Annotated in this window: 18 protein-coding genes and 1 tRNA gene; 8 read left to right on the top strand and 11 right to left on the bottom strand. The window is 72.8% G+C overall.

Annotated features, from left to right (window positions below; genetic code table 11):
• Positions 1-7: 7 nt before the first annotated feature.
• Together fahA and BKA00_RS40135 are read right to left on the bottom strand one after the other, a co-directional pair.
• A complete protein-coding gene (gene fahA, locus BKA00_RS32870) occupies positions 8-1,225 on the bottom strand; it encodes a fumarylacetoacetase (protein ID WP_185031651.1) in 1,218 nt (405 codons plus the stop codon).
• 119 nt (positions 1,226-1,344) lie between these two features.
• Positions 1,345-2,484: a DUF2637 domain-containing protein gene (locus BKA00_RS40135; RefSeq protein WP_185031653.1), complete on the bottom strand. Its 1,140-nt coding sequence runs from the start codon at positions 2,482-2,484 to the stop codon at positions 1,345-1,347.
• 206 nt (positions 2,485-2,690) lie between these two features.
• Here BKA00_RS40135 and BKA00_RS32880 point away from each other — a divergent pair, with 206 nt between their 5' ends.
• From BKA00_RS32880 to BKA00_RS32910, 7 genes are all read left to right on the top strand, one after another.
• Positions 2,691-3,431, top strand: a complete 741-nt coding sequence (locus BKA00_RS32880; RefSeq protein ID WP_185031655.1) for a DUF6585 family protein — start codon at positions 2,691-2,693, stop codon at positions 3,429-3,431.
• Positions 3,432-3,535: 104 nt separating this feature from the next.
• The gene (locus BKA00_RS32885) at positions 3,536-3,892 is read left to right on the top strand and encodes a YciI family protein (protein WP_221494323.1); all 357 of its coding nucleotides are present in this window, start codon (positions 3,536-3,538) and stop codon (positions 3,890-3,892) included.
• Positions 3,889-5,142, top strand: a complete 1,254-nt coding sequence (locus BKA00_RS32890; protein ID WP_185031659.1) for an RNA polymerase sigma factor — start codon at positions 3,889-3,891, stop codon at positions 5,140-5,142. Before BKA00_RS32885 ends, BKA00_RS32890 begins: the two co-directional genes overlap by 4 nt.
• Positions 5,129-5,971, top strand: coding sequence for an alpha/beta hydrolase (locus BKA00_RS32895; protein WP_185031661.1), 843 nt, complete (start codon positions 5,129-5,131; stop codon positions 5,969-5,971). The genes BKA00_RS32890 and BKA00_RS32895 overlap by 14 nt, the downstream gene beginning before the upstream one ends.
• A gap of 76 nt (positions 5,972-6,047) precedes the next feature.
• Positions 6,048-7,442, top strand: a complete 1,395-nt coding sequence (gene cysS, locus BKA00_RS32900; RefSeq protein ID WP_185031663.1) for a cysteine--tRNA ligase — start codon at positions 6,048-6,050, stop codon at positions 7,440-7,442.
• Positions 7,443-7,567: 125 nt separating this feature from the next.
• Complete coding sequence (gene rlmB, locus BKA00_RS32905; protein ID WP_185031665.1) at positions 7,568-8,482, top strand: 23S rRNA (guanosine(2251)-2'-O)-methyltransferase RlmB; 915 nt, start codon at positions 7,568-7,570, stop codon at positions 8,480-8,482.
• A 40-nt stretch (positions 8,483-8,522) separates the two neighbouring features.
• Positions 8,523-9,428: an EamA family transporter gene (locus BKA00_RS32910; protein WP_230298803.1), complete on the top strand. Its 906-nt coding sequence runs from the start codon at positions 8,523-8,525 to the stop codon at positions 9,426-9,428.
• On the opposite strand, the gene BKA00_RS32915 is transcribed toward BKA00_RS32910, so the two are convergent.
• Both BKA00_RS32915 and BKA00_RS39475 read right to left on the bottom strand, forming a co-directional pair.
• Positions 9,397-10,569, bottom strand: coding sequence for an RNA polymerase sigma factor (locus BKA00_RS32915; RefSeq protein WP_185031667.1), 1,173 nt, complete (start codon positions 10,567-10,569; stop codon positions 9,397-9,399). The genes BKA00_RS32910 and BKA00_RS32915 overlap by 32 nt on opposite strands.
• The gene (locus BKA00_RS39475) at positions 10,566-10,913 is read right to left on the bottom strand and encodes a YciI family protein (RefSeq protein WP_185031669.1); all 348 of its coding nucleotides are present in this window, start codon (positions 10,911-10,913) and stop codon (positions 10,566-10,568) included. The genes BKA00_RS32915 and BKA00_RS39475 overlap by 4 nt, the downstream gene beginning before the upstream one ends.
• Positions 10,914-11,081: 168 nt before the next feature.
• Between BKA00_RS39475 and BKA00_RS32925 the strand changes: the two genes are divergently transcribed.
• Positions 11,082-11,154, top strand: a tRNA-Thr gene (locus BKA00_RS32925).
• A gap of 66 nt (positions 11,155-11,220) precedes the next feature.
• Here the strand turns inward: BKA00_RS32925 and BKA00_RS32930 are convergent.
• The 7 genes from BKA00_RS32930 to BKA00_RS32960 all read right to left on the bottom strand — a co-directional run bounded on the left by BKA00_RS32930 (position 11,221) and on the right by BKA00_RS32960 (position 15,910).
• Complete coding sequence (locus tag BKA00_RS32930; protein WP_230298802.1) at positions 11,221-12,444, bottom strand: tyrosine-type recombinase/integrase; 1,224 nt, start codon at positions 12,442-12,444, stop codon at positions 11,221-11,223.
• Positions 12,444-12,623 carry a helix-turn-helix domain-containing protein gene (locus BKA00_RS32935; protein ID WP_185031671.1) on the bottom strand — a complete coding sequence of 60 codons (180 nt, stop codon included), beginning with the start codon at positions 12,621-12,623 and terminating at the stop codon, positions 12,444-12,446. Before BKA00_RS32935 ends, BKA00_RS32930 begins: the two co-directional genes overlap by 1 nt.
• The gene (locus tag BKA00_RS32940; protein ID WP_185035123.1) at positions 12,605-13,978 is read right to left on the bottom strand and encodes a replication initiator; all 1,374 of its coding nucleotides are present in this window, start codon (positions 13,976-13,978) and stop codon (positions 12,605-12,607) included. The genes BKA00_RS32935 and BKA00_RS32940 overlap by 19 nt, the downstream gene beginning before the upstream one ends.
• A gap of 144 nt (positions 13,979-14,122) precedes the next feature.
• Positions 14,123-14,278, bottom strand: a complete 156-nt coding sequence (locus BKA00_RS32945) for a hypothetical protein (RefSeq protein ID WP_185031673.1) — start codon at positions 14,276-14,278, stop codon at positions 14,123-14,125.
• A gap of 179 nt (positions 14,279-14,457) precedes the next feature.
• Positions 14,458-14,886: a hypothetical protein gene (locus tag BKA00_RS32950; RefSeq protein WP_185031675.1), complete on the bottom strand. Its 429-nt coding sequence runs from the start codon at positions 14,884-14,886 to the stop codon at positions 14,458-14,460.
• Positions 14,887-14,906: 20 nt separating this feature from the next.
• Positions 14,907-15,737 carry a DUF2637 domain-containing protein gene (locus BKA00_RS32955; protein WP_185031677.1) on the bottom strand — a complete coding sequence of 277 codons (831 nt, stop codon included), beginning with the start codon at positions 15,735-15,737 and terminating at the stop codon, positions 14,907-14,909.
• Positions 15,737-15,910 carry a hypothetical protein gene (locus BKA00_RS32960; RefSeq protein WP_185031679.1) on the bottom strand — a complete coding sequence of 58 codons (174 nt, stop codon included), beginning with the start codon at positions 15,908-15,910 and terminating at the stop codon, positions 15,737-15,739. The genes BKA00_RS32955 and BKA00_RS32960 overlap by 1 nt, the downstream gene beginning before the upstream one ends.
• Positions 15,911-16,081 lie beyond the last annotated feature (171 nt).

Here is a 16,081-nt window from a genome sequence, read left to right on the forward strand (position 1 = left end):
GGCGCCGCTACGCCTGAGCCGGGAGGACGGTACCCGTCACCTCGCCCAGGGCGATGCGGGAGCCGGAGGCGCCCGGCGCCAGGGCCCGGATGGTCACGGTGTCGCCGTCCTCCAGGAACGTGCGCTCCGTGCCGTCGTCGAGCAGCAGGGGCTCCTGGCCGTTCCAGCTGAGCTCCAGAAGGCAGCCGCGCTCCTCGCGCGTGGGGCCCGAGACCGTCCCGGACGCGAACAGGTCGCCGGTGCGGAGCGGGGCGCCGTTCACCGTCGCGTGCGCGAGCTGCTGCGGCGGCGTCCAGTACATCGACGCGAACCTCGGCCGCGCCGCCACCCGGCCGTTGATCAGGACCTCCAGGTACAGGTCCAGGCCCCACGGCTCGTCGCAGCGCAGGTAGGGCAGCGGCGCCGGGTCCTGGACGGGAGGCGGGACGCGCGCGGGCTCCAGCGCCGCGACCGGCACCACCCACGAGGAGACCGACGTCGCGAACGACTTGCCGAGGAAGGGGCCGAGCGGCTGCGACTCCCACATCTGCAGGTCGCGCGCGCTCCAGTCGTTCACCAGCACGAACCCGAACACGTGGTCGCGGAAGGCGGCGGCCGGGACGCCGCGGCCGGCGGGGGAGGGGACGCCCACGACGAAGCCGACCTCCGCCTCGAAGTCCAGGCGCAGCGACGGGCCGTAGGACGGCGCGGGGTCGCCCTCCGCCCGCCGCTGCCCGGACGGCCGGATGACCGGCGTCCCCGCCGGGTACACGGTCCCGGAGCGGCCGTGGTAGGCGACCGGCATGTGCTTCCAGTTCGGCGGCAGCGGCTCGCCCCGCGGCCCCAGGATCCGTCCCGCGTTCGCCGCGTGGTGCTCGGAGGAGTAGAAGTCGACGTAGTCGGCGACCTCGAACGGCTTCTGCAGCTCCACGTCCGCGACCGGGATCAGGTGCGGCTCCACCCGCCCGCGGTACGCCTCGTCGGTGAGCAGCTCCGTCACCCGCTCCCGGTTCGCCCGCCAGGCGGCGCGCCCCGCGACCATGAAGGCGTTCAGCGACCCGGAGGCGAAGTACCGCCGGTCCTCCACCAGCCCCGCGGCCGACATCCCGGCCAGGTCCAGGACGCGGTCGCCGATGGCCACGCCGACGCGCGGCAGTTCTCCCGGACGCGAGAAGATCCCGTACGGCAGGTTCTCGATGCCGAAGCCGCCGTCCTGGCTTCCCTCGACCCACGAAACGGTCGTCATGGTGGCATACCTTCCCCGCCGCCTCCCTTTCATCCGATGCGGGTAGATCAGCCCAGGTGGGGGGAAAGGGGGCTTTTCAGATCACGGCAAAGGCCCGGCTGACCTGCCGGGCCGGCCCCCTATTCGGCGGGAGGGACGGGGCCGCTGCGGAAGTTGCCGGACGGCGGCGGGTTCCCGTCGTCCCTCGCCGGACGGTCGCCCGAGGCGGGCTCGCCCGTGTCGTGATCGCCCGTGGCGGGGTCTCCGGCGCCGGGACCCTCCGTGTCCGGCCTGCCCGTGTCCGGGTCTCCGGCGTCGGGGTCTCCGGCGTCGGGGTCTTCGGCGCGGTCGGCGGGCGGGCCGTCGTCGTCGTCCTCGCCGGTGCCGTAGGGCGGGGGCACCACGATGTCGGGGCGGGTCGTCGCGGCGGGCGGCGGCTCCGGCGCGGCGCGGTCGCGGCCCCGGACGAGTTCGACGTCCGTCGGCAGGCGGTCCGGTACCGCGTCCAGCGGCAGGCGCGGCTGCGGCAGCGGGTCGAGAGGCGGCGCCGGCTCCGACGACAGGCTCTCCTCGTAGGCGAAGAAGTCGGGCTCCTCCGCCACGGGCGCGGGCTCCTCGGCGGGGGGCCACTCGGGCTCGTCCCTGAACGGCAGGATCGGCTCGCGCTCCGGCTCGGGCTCGACGTCCGGCGCGGGCACGCGCTCCGGTTCCGCCTCCCGCGCGCCGGGCGCCTCCTGCGCCGCGGGGGCCTCCAGCGCGAGCGCCGGGGCCGCGGGCCCGAGGACCTTGACGTGGCCGCGCTGCGCCTCGACCGGCGTCTCGTCCCCCGCGGCGGGCCTGGCCACCCGGATGTGCTTGACCATCGCCAGCCACAGCCAGACGGCGATCACGAGCATCGCGTGCGGTGCCACGGCCACGCCCGTCCGCACCGCGTCGTCCGGCAGCGGGCCGAAGCCGCGGACCGAGTGCTGGACGGATGCCGCGGCGCCCCCGGCGAGGAGCAGGGCCAGCAGCGTCCAGCGCGGCAGCCGCGTCCACCAGCGGGCGTTGCGGGTGACCACGAGGGACAGGATCGTCACGGCGGTGAGGGTGTCGGCCATCGCCGGGTACAGCGGCGCCCAGCGGCGGCCCACCCCGCCGGCCTCGGCGAGTTCGCGCAGCACGTCGTAGGTCAGCGCGAAGGCGCCGCCCGCCAGCGCGGCGACGACGAGACCGGCGACGGTGGTCAGCAGCCGCCGCTGCACGGCGGTGTAGGAGGGACGGGTCGGATCAGTCGGCATGTCTCTCGTTCCGGAAGGGAGGGGTCCTCCGCCGAGATTAACCAGCCAGGACGCCGCCGAACCGCAACTTCTTAGTGATCACTGTGACGCTGCGCACGATAAGTGGGGAGACGTACGGTATTGGTGACGACAGGCGAGGGAGGCAGTGATGGCGGGCGGCAGGTTCGTGCGGGCCGCGCGGGCCCGGGCGGCCGGGTAGCGCCGTCGTGGCGCCACCGCGGGACCGGCTCGGCGAACCGGTCCGGATCTTCGACGGGCGGGCCGCGGCCCGCCGCACCTGGGCGTGGCTGGCGCTGCTGTGCCTGGCCTCCGCGGCGCTCGTCCCGGCGGCCGTCGCGTACCTGCACGACCGCGTGTGGTGGGTGGGCCTACCGGCGCTGCTTCTGTCGATGGGGTACGCGGCCGCCGCCGGATGGATCGCGGGACGGGACCGTCCCCGCGTCCGGGCCCGCGTCGCCGTCCTCCACACCGGCGGCCTGGCGGTCACCGGGCCGGGCGGCGGCGCCCACACGTGGGACGAGCTCGTCTCGGTGACGGTCGCCGGCGTCCCGGACGGGCCCGGCGGGCGCGTCCGGTGGTGCTTCACGGTCGTCGCCGACGACGGGAGCGTGCTGAGGCTCGGCGACGACATCCCCGACGTCCGGACGCTCGGCGTCGCCGTCGCCCAGGAGGTGACCGCCCGGATCGTCCCGCGCCACCTGGCGGCGGTGAAGGCGGGGGAGCCCGTCCGGATCGGCCCGTTCACCGTGGACCTTGACGGTGTCGGCAAGGACGGCGAGCGGCTGCCCTGGAGCGCCGTCCAGGACGTGGTGATCGGAGGCGGACTGGTCACCGTCCATGCCCGCCCGGGCCGGGCAGATCTGGCCGCGGTCGCCTCCCGGATGCCGGACGCCCTGGCGTTCAGCGTCCTGTGTCACCAGGTCAGAGACCTGGTAGAAGATTTCTGAGAATTCCTCGCCGGAGATGTCGAGAGCCGGCCGGCCGCTCCGATCCTTCTCTGACGGACCCGGAGGCGGGGCCGTCGGACCACGAGGAGGCAACCGTGAAGTACATGCTGATGATCTACAACCGCCCCGGCTTCCTGGAGGAGCTGACCGAGCAGGAGCGGACCGCGCTGTTCGGCGAGGTCGACGCGATCATGGCCGAGCTGTCGGAGTCGGGCGAACTGGTCGGCGGGGCGGCCCTGGCCGACCCGTCCCTGACCAAGACCGTGGTGGGCAGGGACGGGCAGCCGGCCGTGACGGACGGCCCGTTCCTGGAGGCCAAGGAGCACTTCGCCGGCTATGTCGGCGTGGACTGCGAGACCGAGGAGCGGGCCGTGGAGATCGCCTCCCGCTGGCCCGACGTCAAGTACGGCGGGTACATGGAGGTCCGGGCGGTCATGCAGGAGTCCGGGACGGAGATGTGAGGACGCCCCCGGCCGTCGAGGATCTGCTGCGCGCCCTCGCGCCGCAGGTCCTCGGCACGCTCGTGCGGCGGCACGGCGCCTTCGACGCGTGCGAGGACGCCGTGCAGGAGGCGCTGCTCGCCGCCGCCGTCCAGTGGCAGGGGGAAGGCGTTCCGGAGAATCCGCGCGGCTGGCTGCTGACCGTCGCGACCCGGCGGCTCACCGACCAGTGGCGCAGCGAGCGGGCCCGCCGCGACCGCGAGGCGGCCGTGGCCGCGGAGGAGCCCGCCGAGCCCGGCCCGGATGAACACCGTGCGGCCGACCGCGACGACACGCTGACCCTGCTGTTCCTGTGCTGCCATCCGGCGCTGTCGCCGTCCTCGCAGGTCGCGCTGACGCTGCGGGCCGTCGGCGGCCTGACGACGGCGCAGATCGCCCGCGCGTTCCTCGTCCCGGAGGCGACGATGGCGCAGCGGGTCAGCCGCGCCAAGCAGAAGATCAAGGCGGCGGGGGCGCGGTTCGGGGCCCCGCCGCCGGACGAGCGGGAGGAGCGGCTGCGGGCCGTCCTGCACGTGCTGTACCTGGTCTTCAACGAGGGGTACACCGCGTCCAGCGGGCCCGACCTGCGGCGCGCCGACCTCACCGCCGAGGCGATCAGGCTCGCGCGGGAGCTGCGCCGGCTGCTGCCCGGCGACGGGGAGGCGGCCGGGCTGCTCGCGCTGATGCTGCTCACCGACGCCCGCCGCGCGGCACGCACCGCCGACGGCGGGCTGCTGGTCCCGCTCACCGAGCAGGACCGGTCGCTCTGGGACGCCGAGGAGATCCGGGAGGGCACCGAGCTGATCACCGACGCGCTCACCTGGTCGCCGCCCGGCCCGTACCAGGTGCAGGCCGCGATCGCCGCCGTCCACGCCGAGGCCGCCCGCCCGCAGGACACCGACTGGCCGCAGATCCTGGCGCTGTACCGGTTGCTGGCCCACCTGTCGCCGAACCCGATGGTCACGCTGAACGAGGCCGTCGCGCTGGCCATGGTGGACGGGCCGACCGCCGGGCTCGACCTGCTGCGCACGCTGGACGGCGACACCCGGATGAAGGGGCACCACCGGCTGGCGGCCGTCCGGGCCCACCTGCTGGAGCAGGCCGGCGACGCGCCGGCCGCGCGGGAGGCGTACCGGGACGCCGCCCGCGGCACGACGAGCCTGCCCGAGCGGCGCTACCTCGAATCCCGCGCCGCCCGGCTCAACGAAGGAGATTCTGATGGGAAAGCTTGACGTCCCCGGCGCGTCCCTCTTCTACGAGGTGCGCGGCTCCGGGCCCGTCCTGCTGCTGATCTGCGGCGGGATCTACGACGCGGCGGGCTACGCGGGCCTCGCCGACCTGCTCGCCGACCGGTACACGGTCGTGACGTACGACCGGCGCGGCAACTCGCGCAGCCCGCTCGACGGGCCGCCGGAGCGGCAGCGCGTCGAGACGCACGCGGACGACGCGTCCCTCCTCCTCGCCGAGGTCGCGGACGGCCCCGCCCACGTGTTCGGCAACAGTTCGGGCGCGCAGATCGGGCTGGAACTGGCCGCGCGGCATCCGGAGCAGGTGCGTGCGCTGGTCGCCCACGAGCCGCCGCTGCTGACCCTGCTGCCGGACGCCGACCACTGGGAGGCGGTCATGGCGGACGTGGAACGCGCCTACCGCGACGGCGGCGCAGGCCCCGCGATGGGGACGTTCGGCGCCGCGCTGGGCATGGGCGGCGGCGAGCACGAGGGCTCCGCCGAGCAGGCCTCCGCCGAGCAGCAGCAGCCCCCGAGCCCGGAGATGCTGGAGATGTTCGCCCGCTTCGAGAAGAACACCGAGTTCTTCGTCGGGTACGAGGTGCCGGGGTTCGGGCGGTACACGCCCGATGTGGACGCGCTGCGCGGATCGTCCGTCCGGATCGTCCCGGCGGCCGGGGAGGAGTCCGCGGGCGAGCCGCCGCACCGGGCCGCGCTGGTCCTCGCCGAGCGGCTCGGGACGTCCGCCGAGATCTACCCCGGCGACCACGGCGGCTTCGGACCGCACGCCGCCGCGTTCGCCGCCCGGCTGGCGGAGGCGTTCCCGGTGGAATGACCGCCGCGGAGCGATGGCGTGTTCCGGCCTGTGCGATGCGCCACGGAGCCGGACGCCGATCCAATAACCTGAACCCGTGAGCCTGCGCCTTTACGACACCGGTACCCGTAGCGTCCGCACGTTCGAGTCCCTGGAAGAGGGCCGCGTGGGGATGTACGTGTGCGGTGCGACCCCGCAGGCGGCCCCCCACATCGGGCACCTTCGCTCGGGCGTCATCTACGACGTCCTGCTGCGCTGGCTGCGCGCGTCCGGCTACGAGGTGACGTTCGCGCGCAACGTCACCGACATCGACGACAAGATCATCGCGGTGTCGGCGGAGCAGGGAGTGCCCTGGTTCGCGGTGGCCGAGGGCAACCAGCGCACCTTCACCCAGGGCTACGACCTCCTCGGCTGCCTGCCCCCGACGATCGAGCCGCGCGCCACCGGGCACGTCCCGGAGATGATCGTCCTGATGCGGCGGCTGATCGGCAACGGGCACGCCTACGCCGCGGGCGGCGACGTGTACTTCGACGTCAAGTCCTGGGCGGACGAGTACGGCGCGCTGTCGAACCAGCGGCTGGAGAACATGCGCTCCGCCGGCGACACCCCCAACGAGGACCTCAAGCGCGACCCGCGCGACTTCGCGCTCTGGAAGGGCGCGAAGCCGGGGGAGCCCTCCTGGGAGACCCCCTGGGGGGACGGGCGCCCCGGCTGGCACCTGGAGTGCTCGGCGATGGCGACCCGGTACCTCGGCCCGACGTTCGACATCCACGGCGGCGGCGTCGACCTGATCTTCCCCCACCACGAGAACGAGATCGCGCAGTCCCGCGCCGCGGGCGACGGCTTCGCGCGCTACTGGCTGCACAACGGCCTGCTCACCGTGGACGGCGAGAAGATGAGCAAGTCGGTCGGCAACGTGGTGCTGCTGCCCGACCTGCTGGGCAAGGCCCGCCCGGTCGAGGTGCGCTACTACCTCGCCTCGGCGCACTACCGGTCGCTGATGGACTACACCGACGCCGCCCTGGCCGAGGCCGTCTCCGCCTACCAGCGCGTCGAGGGCTTCGTGACGCGGGCCTCGGAGCAGGTGGGGGCCGGTTCGCCGTCCTCCGTCCCGTCCGCGTTCGCCTCCGCGATGGACGACGACCTGGGCGTCCCGCAGGCCCTGGCGGTGCTGCACGAGACCGTCCGGGAGGGCAACAGCGCCCTGGCGTCCGGCGACCGCGACGCGGTGCGCGGCCACCTGTCGTCCGTCCGGGCGATGGCCGGCGTCCTCGGCATCGACCCCCTCTCGCCGCAGTGGCGGGCCTCGGGGGAGGACGACCTGCGCCCCGTCGTCGACGCCCTGGTCAAGGTGGCGCTGGAGCAGCGGCAGGCGGCCCGCGCCCGCAAGGACTACGACGCCGCCGACGCCATCCGCGACAGCCTTTCGGAGGCCGGTGTCCTCGTCGAGGACACCCCGCAGGGCCCTCGCTGGGAACTGAAACGCGGCTGACGTGCGTGGCGCACCCCGTACTGCGGATAAAATCGAACGTTCGCGGGGGTTCGTCGCCGTCCGCTGAGATCTTGAGCCGCCCGGCAGGGGCGAGCACGCAATCGTCGCGAGGGGCGTAACCGACTATGGCCAAGCGCAAGGGCAAGGGACCCACTCCCAAAGCCGAGGACCGGCACTGGCACGGCAAGCGCCAGAAGGCCCGCGCCGTCAAGAGCTCCAAGCGCACCGGCACGCCGACGCTGGGGCCGGGCGGCCGCGACCAGACCTCCTCGGACAACCGCCCCGCGGGACGTCCCGCGGGCGCCCGGCGCGCGACCGGCGAGGTCCCCGAGCTCGTCACCGGGCGCAACCCCGTCGTCGAGGCGCTCCGCGCGGGCGTGCCCGGCACGGCCCTGTACGTCATGTCCAGCACCGACGAGCGGGTGCGCGAGGCGATCCAGATCGCCGCCGACCGGCGCATCCCGCTGCTGGAGACCGGGAAGAACGAGCTCGACCGGCTGACCGACGGCGCCGTCCACCAGGGCATCGCGCTCCAGGTCAAGCCCTACCGCTACGCGCACCCGGACGACCTGCTCAAGGGCACGGCCCCGCTGATCGTCGCGGTGGACGGCATCACCGACCCCCGCAACCTCGGCGCGATCGTCCGCTCCGCGTCCGCGTTCGGCGCGACCGGCGTGGTCGTCCCGGAGCGGCGCGCGGCGGGCGTCACGGCCGGCGCCTGGAAGTCGTCCGCGGGAACCCTCGCGAACATCCCGGTCGCACAGGCCACCAACCTCTCCCGCCAGCTCAAGGCCTACCAGAAGGCCGGCTGCTTCGTCGCCGGGCTGGACGCCGGCGGCGGCGTGACCGTCGCCGACCTGGAGCTCGCGTCCGGGCCGTTCGTGCTGGTCGTGGGCTCGGAGGGGAAGGGCCTCGGACGGCTCGTCGCCGACACCTGCGACATGCTCGTCACGATCCCGATGCCGGGCCGGGCCGAGTCGCTCAACGCCGGAGTCGCCGCGGGCATCGCGCTGTACGAGATCAGCCGGCTCCGCGCCTGAGACCGGAAATAATCTCAACGTTCAGATAATTGACGTTGAGGTGAATCAGACGACAGCCCTCCCGGCCCCCGCGCTGCGCACCCGCTACGCCTCCGACCTCGCGCTCGCCGCGCTCGCCCCCGCGAGCTGGGGCACCACCTACGTGGTCACCACCACGCTCCTGCCCGACGGCCGCCCCCTGCTCGCCGCCACGATGCGCGCGCTACCGGCCGGGCTGGTGCTGCTCGCCGCCACCCGCCGCCTCCCGCGCGGCGACTGGTGGTGGAAGTCGATCGTCCTCGGCCTGCTGAACTTCGGCGCCTTCTTCCCGCTGATCTTCTTCGCCGCCTACCGGCTCCCCGGCGGCGTCGCCGCGACGATCGGCTCCGTCCAGCCCCTGGTCGTGGCGCTGCTGTCGATCGGCGTCCTGCGGATCCGCCCGGCCCGCGCCGTCCTGTACTCGGCCCTCGCCGGCACCGGCGGCGTCGCGCTGCTGACCCTCGGCGCCGACGCCCGCCTCGACCCCCTCGGCATCGCCGCCATGCTCACCGCGACGTCCCTCATGGCCACCGCGATCATCCTGGCCAAGAAGTGGGGACGGCCCGAATCGCCCCTGGTCATGACCGGCTGGCAGCTCACCGTCGGCGGCCTCGTCCTCCTGCCGCTCACCCTGGCGCTCGAAGGCGCCCCGTCCTCGCTGTCCGGCGAGAACCTCCTCGGCTTCACCTACCTCGGCATCGTCGGCACCGCGATCGCCTACGCCCTGTGGTTCCGCGGCATCGACCGCCTGCCCCCGACGTCCGTCTCACTCCTCGGCCTCACCAACCCGATGGTCGCCACCCTGGCGGGCCTGCTGATCCTCGGCCAGACCCTCACCCCGTGGCAGGTCGTCGGCTTCACCATCGCCCTCGGCGCCCTCGTCGCCGGCCAGACCTTCAACCGGAGACCGCGGCCCGCCGCCTCCTGAGGAACGCCCGCTCGGCCTCGTCCTCCGTGAGCCGCAGGGCCTCCTCGTAAGCCTCAGCGGCTTCCGCGTCCCGCCCGAGCCGCCTCAGCAGATCAGCACGCACCGCATGAAACAGGTAGTACCGGCCCAGATGGAGCCCCTCCACCAGCTCCAGCGCGGCCCCGGCCCCCCGTACCTCACCGACCACCACAGCCCGATTGAGCGCCACCACGGGACTGGTCGCCACGACCATCAACTGGTCGTACAACTGGAGAACCTGATCCCACCGCGTGTCCTCGGCCCGCGCCGCGTCCCCGTGCACCGCGTTGATCGCCGCCTGGATCTGGTAGGGCCCGGGCCGTCCGATCTGGAGGCACCTCCGCACCAGCGCCTGCCCCTCCTCCACGAGCTCCCGGTCCCAGAGCCCGCGATCCTGGTCGGCCAGCAGCACCAGCTCCCCGTCCCGCCGCCGGGCGCCCCTGCGGGACTCGACGAGCAGCATCAACGCCAGCAGCCCCAGCACCTCGGGCTCGTCCGGCATCAGCTCCCGCAGCACCCGCCCCAGCCGAACCGCCTCGGCCCCCAGCTCCTCGCGCCCGCCGTACCCCTCGTTGAACACCAGATAGACGACCGCCAGCACGCCGGACAGCCGCCCGGGCAGCTCCCCCTCCTCCGGCACCCGGTACGGGATCCCCGCGTCCCGGATCTTCGCCTTCGCCCGCACCAGCCGCTGCGCCATCGTCTTCTCCGGCACCAGGAACGCCCGCGCGATCTCCGCAGTCGACAGCCCGCCCAGCAACCGGAGCGTCAGGGCGACCCGCGCCTCCATCCCCAGCGCCGGATGGCAGCACGTGAAGATCAGCCGCAGCCGATCGTCCTCCACCGCGGCCGCCTCGACCGGCTCCGCCGCGTTGAGCAGCACGGCCTGCGCGTACTTCCCGGCCCGCGCCGCCTCCCGCCGCAGCCGGTCGATCGCCTTGTTCCGCGCCGTCGTGATGATCCACCCGGCCGGGGCGGCCGGCGTCCCCTCCCGCGGCCACCGGCGCACCGCCTCGGCGAACGCCTCCTGGACCGCCTCCTCGGCGGCGTCCACATCGCCGAACACCCGGACCAGCACGGCCACCGCCCGCCCGTGCTCCTCCCGGAAGACCCGCTCGATCACCCCTCGCCCAGGAACGGCCGCACCTCGATCGGCAACCCGGTCACCTGCGTGAACCTCGCCGCCACCTTCAGCGCCGCGTCCAGGTCCTTCACCTTGACGATGGCGAGCCCGCCGATGTGCTCCTTGCCCTCCGTCCACGGCCCGTCCGTCGCGATCATCTCGTCCCCCCGCATGCACACCACGGTGCTCGCCTCCGGCTGCTCCAGCCCCCGCCCGAACACCCAGCACTCCTGCCGCTCCAGATCCCGCCGCACCTCGGCCAGCCGCGCCATGATCGGCTCCAGCACCTCCGGCGGCGGCACCTCCCCCACCGGCTGGATGATGTTGAGCACGTAGGACTTCATCTCTCCTCCTCCACGACCACCGCCAGCACCCCTCCCCCAGTCCTTCCCCGCGATGCCCGGCCGTGCGCACCCCTAGACGAACGAGCCCCCCGCAGATCGACACCCACCCCGGAAAATCTCCCCGGATCCCCCCGAGCCCCCAAGTCGACTACGATGCGGGACGAGCCCGCCGGCGTAGCTCAATTGGCAGAGCATCTGTCTTGTAAACAGAAGGTTAGGGGTTCAAGTCCCCTCGCCGGCTCCCAGCTCAAAGCCCCCTTCCGGCTCTTGGAAGGGGGCTTTTGCTAACGGGTTTGCTAACAGCCGCCTACGCCGCGCCGTCGATCCTGTCGGCGAAGATCGTGGCCGCTTCGGCGAGCTGCTCGCTGACGACGTGCGCGTAGACCCGAAGCGTGATCGCCGGGTCAGCGTGCCCAAGCCGGGCCGCGACGACGTGGACGGGAACGCCCGCCAGGAGCAGAGTCGTCGCGTGGACGTGGCGGAGGTCGTGGAGCCTTGCGTGGGGGAGAGGCGTCACACCGTCCGCCGCGTTGTGCTCTTTGATCAGCGTGGCCATGAGGGACGAGACCGTGTCCGGGTGGACCGGCTCACCCCATCCTGTGGCGAACACGTGGCCGTCCTCTGCGCCCTTCCAGAACTCACCGGCCTTGAGCTTGTCGGCGAGCTGGCGCTTGCGATGGGCCTTGAGGACGTCGACCGTGCCGGGATCAAGGCTCACGACGCGAGACCGGCCGCTCTTGGTCGTCCCCTCGATGCGCTCGCCGGCGACGAACCCCACCGACCCCTTGATGTGGATCGAGGCCCCGTCGAGGTCGACGTCCGGCCACCGCAGGTTGAGCAGCTCACCGCGGCGAGCACCGGTGTAGGCGGCCAGGTGGAAGAAGGCCGACAGCCGATGGCCCTCAGCGGAGACGAGGAAGGCCCGGAGCTGCGCAGGCGTCCAGACCTTCCCCGGCTCACCGTGGTGCAGCCGAGGCCGCTTCGCGCGCTCGGTGGGGTTGGACGCGATCAGCTCATCAACCCGGACAGCGTCACCGAACGCCTTCCGAAGTACCGAGTGCACATGCGCGATCGTCCGAGGCGAGAGCCCCGCACCCTTTCGGCCGCCCACGGTGAGGAGGTCGCGGTAGAGCTTGGTGATCTGGCCGGGCCGGACGGCCTGGAGCCGCAGGCCGCCGATGTTGGGCCGGACGTGCCGGTCGATCAGGTACCGGTAGTTGGCCAGGGTCTTGGGCTTGATCTCGACCGCGTGAGCGTCGAGCCACTCGTCCAGGTACTCGCCCACAGTGATGGCGTTGCGGTCGATGTACTCACCCCGCCGCGCCCTCACACGTGCCTCGTCGCGCGCTTCCTTGGCGGCATCTTCGGTCGGGAAGCCGCCGACCCATTTGGGTTTCGAGACGCCGGTTTCGGGGTCCGTGACGCGGATGACGTAGGACCAGGTCTTGCCCCGCTTCATCACGCCGTCACGAAGCTTGGACTTACCGGGCCGGCGTGGCTCTTCGGGGTTGGCGAGAGCGGTCTTGGTCATCAGGCTGCCTCTTCCATCAGAGCGTTGACGTAGTCGTTGAGGGCGTTGAGCGGGATGCGGCGCGCACCATCGATGCGGACGGAGCGGACGGCGCCGGAGGCGAGGAGTTCGTAGAGCTTGCTGCGCGAGATGGCCAGCGCTTTGGCCGCTTCGGGGACGGTCAGCAGGAGCTTGGGCACGCGAAACTCCGTTCATCGGTGGAGAGAGCCGGCATGGGCTTGCCGGTGAGTGCGGCGGTGAGGAGCGCTTCGCCAGGTGTCATGCCTTGCCCGAGGTAGCGCCAGTGCGCGACGACCAGGACCTGGTCGTCATCGAAGGGGAGCCGTCCGGTGGTGATCTCGTCGTGTTGTTGCTGGTTGTGCTCGATACGTGCCATGCGCAGAGCGCCGAGGGTGGTGGAGTACCGGCGGGACTTGGTCGAGAAGTGGCCGCGGAAGCCGAGCATGTGAGCCCACTCCGCCAGCCGCAGCCCCGCGAACTCCTCCAGCGCGCCCAGCCGGAGGCACTCGGCGATGAGCCGCCGGGCGTGGCCGCTAACAGGTAGGTCGGTGAGTTCGTCGGTGGGGCGTATTCGGCGGTCGAGGGTGCCGACGCATTCGGCGGCTTTGGTGGCGTACTTGGCGATGTAGCCCGCCACAGCGGCATCGGTCAGTTCCCCGGAGGTGGTGATCGGCCGGACGTCGACCTGTGAGCCCCACGCATGCGTCAGGGCCGGGACGTCACCGGCCGCTGGACTCGACACCGTCACCGCTCCAACCGAGTGATCCACGGCCGCTTTGAGGAGGTCGAGGGTTGCCCAGGCGGGCGGTTGCGCGTCAGGGCCGCCGGGACCGTCCAGCCGAATCACGGCGTGGAAGTGGACCAGGCCGCGCCGCTGGTATTCGGCGACTTTGGCGAACGAGACCGTGAGCACGTCCCGCAGGTCTGAGACTCGGAGGCCTGCCGACCGGGCGACGTACCGCCGGAAGGCCAGAGCGAACCGGCGCCACAGCTCAGGAGCGTGCGCATTCCACAACACCGCGCCCGCGTAGTCGAAGCAGTCCGGGCAGATCGGTTGCCCGAGGCGCGGGTCACCGTCGCTGTGCCGGACGGTGCAGGAGACCGGCCGCCCGTGCGGACACGTCCCGCCATCGCGTCGAGGACGGCAGGCGACCACGCCGCCGGCCTTGCCGGTGCGGCGGGTGTGGACGGGCCCGAACGAGGGCGCGGTGAGCGTGACGAACGCCGCCGGGTGAGTGCTCACGGTGTCCGGGACACCCTTGCCGCCGACCAGGCCAGCGCGGACGAGTTGGTAGGTGTCGGCGCGGTAGGTCTCGGCGCACGCCGGGCACCGGGACGCGCGCCGGGTCTTGCACGCCACCCGCAGTGTCCCGCCCGGCTCTTGGGCGGTGGAGTAGTGCCGGAGGATCTCGCCGGTCTGGGGGTCCAGGTGGGTGACGCGGCCCCGCAGGTGGACGGGTTGGGCACAACCGCCGGTGGAGTGTGCGCGGCGTGCCCAGGCGCGGAAGTCGGCGCGGTTGTACCGGTTGGCCATGTCACGCGCGGCCACACCGTTAATGAGCGGAGCCGAGGCGGGATCGGGCACGATGAACGGGTCTCCTGTCCGTCTGCGGATGGATCGGGTGATGGGCCCGGCGTGGCCGCACTTGCTTGCCGGCGACAGCGGCCACGCCGGGAACTACAAGGCCGAAGTGAGCCGGGCGAGCCCATCGGCAACGAGCGCCAGGCCGTGAGCGACGACGCGGACGGTCGCGGCGGCGCGTTCGGGATGGCGGACGGCGAACAGGCCCAGCACGACCCACATGCAGCCGAAGGCGCAGCGACGCAGGAACATCAGGTGCCCTCCTCAGGTGTGGCCGTGGCCGTGGCAGTCGGAACAGGTAGACCCATCGGAGGCGACCCCGCCTCCGCCGCACGTCCCGCACACCCAGGCCCGTACTTGGAGCGGCGGCCGCTCGTCCCGGGCCTCGCGGCGGGATTGGGTCGGGTGTGATGCCGGGGGCGGTGTGGCCATCAGGCGAACCCTCCGAACCGGTCGCGGTCGATCGACCGGTCCATGTCGGCGTCGGGGTCCAGGACGATGTTGCTGTCGTAGCTGCGCCGGGCGCGGGACTCGCGCCTGTGCCGTTCGGGGATGTGGACGATGCTGTAGGTGATGCGGCCGAAGGTCCGTTCGGCGAAGTAGTGGCCGCCGCACTGACGGTCGTCGGTGACCTGCACCCCCATGAGTGCGGCCGTCTGGTCGACCAGCGCCGTCGAGGCGTCCTCGCTGAGACGGATGAACACGTGGAAGTGCTGGCCGTACTCGTCGACCGGCACGGCCGGGTTGGCCTCCAAGAAGTCAGCGAGCGCGCGCAGGCCGGTGATGGTCTGGTGGCGGGCGAACAGGTCACCGGGCACCAGCGGTGAAGACTGGCCGGTCAGTTCGGTGGACGCGGTCATGGCAGGTTCCTCCACAGGGGTCAGGAGACGGGCGCTGTTGCGTGGGGCTGTTCGGTGCGGAGTTGGCGGAGCAGGTCTGAGGCGAGTTGGTTGGAGACGCCGAGCCGGGCGCGCAGCGCGTCACGGGTGATCGGCCGCCCGTGGCGGCTTTCGTGCTCGGTGGCGACGCGGCGCGCGAAGTCGACCAGCGGGGCGGCCGGAGCGGATTCGGACGAGGGCACCGCGGATTGCTCGGCGGCCGGGACCGGGGCCGGGACGGGGATGGATGTCTGGCCGTCCTGCTCGTCGCGGTCGCGGGGTTCGTCCTGGGCAGCGGAGACGGCTGCGGCGACGGTGGGGCGTTCGTCCTCCCAGACCACCCATGGGGACGACGGCGAGGACGAGCCGGACGGGGACGAGACGACCGGGGCCGGGGCCGGGTCGGGACGGCCGAACGACTCGGGGATGGGTGAGGTGTGCGCCGTCGCCGGGGTGCCGGCCTTTCGGCGTTCCAGCATGGAGACCGAGACGAGGAACGCGCCCGCCGGGGTGCCCGCGGTGATCCAGCCCCAGACCGAGGGGTCGGCTTGGGCGAGGTTGGCGGCGAGGGAGAGCAGGATTCCGCCGACCAGGACCACCGTCGGCCACGTCAGCCGCCCCGTGTCCCGTCCGGTGCTCTTGTCTCGCTGGCGTTCCGCGGCGGCCATGACGCAGGTGAGGTCGATGCAGACCGCGATGGCCCAGGCCATCCATCCGCGCTGACCGTGCTCGGTGGCGGTGTCGCGGATATGGGTGAACGACCCTGCCGCCGCGATCCCGGCCAGGACCACCACCGGCCCGGAGTCGGCCACCGCTCCGGCGAGCCGTCGCATCACGCCACCCGCCGGGAAGTGACGAGCGCGAGCAGCGCGGCCAGTTCGGCGTCACATCCGTGCTCGTCGGCCCAGCCGTTGACCTCGCCGGTCCGGGACGAGGCGAACGACTCGGCGCAGGAGTCACAGACCGCGACGTCCAGGCCCCGCAGCTCGTCCCACACAACGCGCACCGGCCGGCGGCTCGACGAGGAAGAGGACGAGACAGCGGACGGCCGGGACGATGCCGGGACCGAGGCGGACAGGACGGGGACGGGCCAAGGACGAACGGCGAGGACGCGGGGAGCCACGGAAGCCTCCAGGACCGGTTTCGGACATGGGTCGGGTAGGGACGTGGCGTGATC

Source organism: Actinomadura coerulea, from assembly GCF_014208105.1.
Taxonomy (GTDB): Bacteria; Actinomycetota; Actinomycetes; order Streptosporangiales; family Streptosporangiaceae; genus Spirillospora; species Spirillospora coerulea.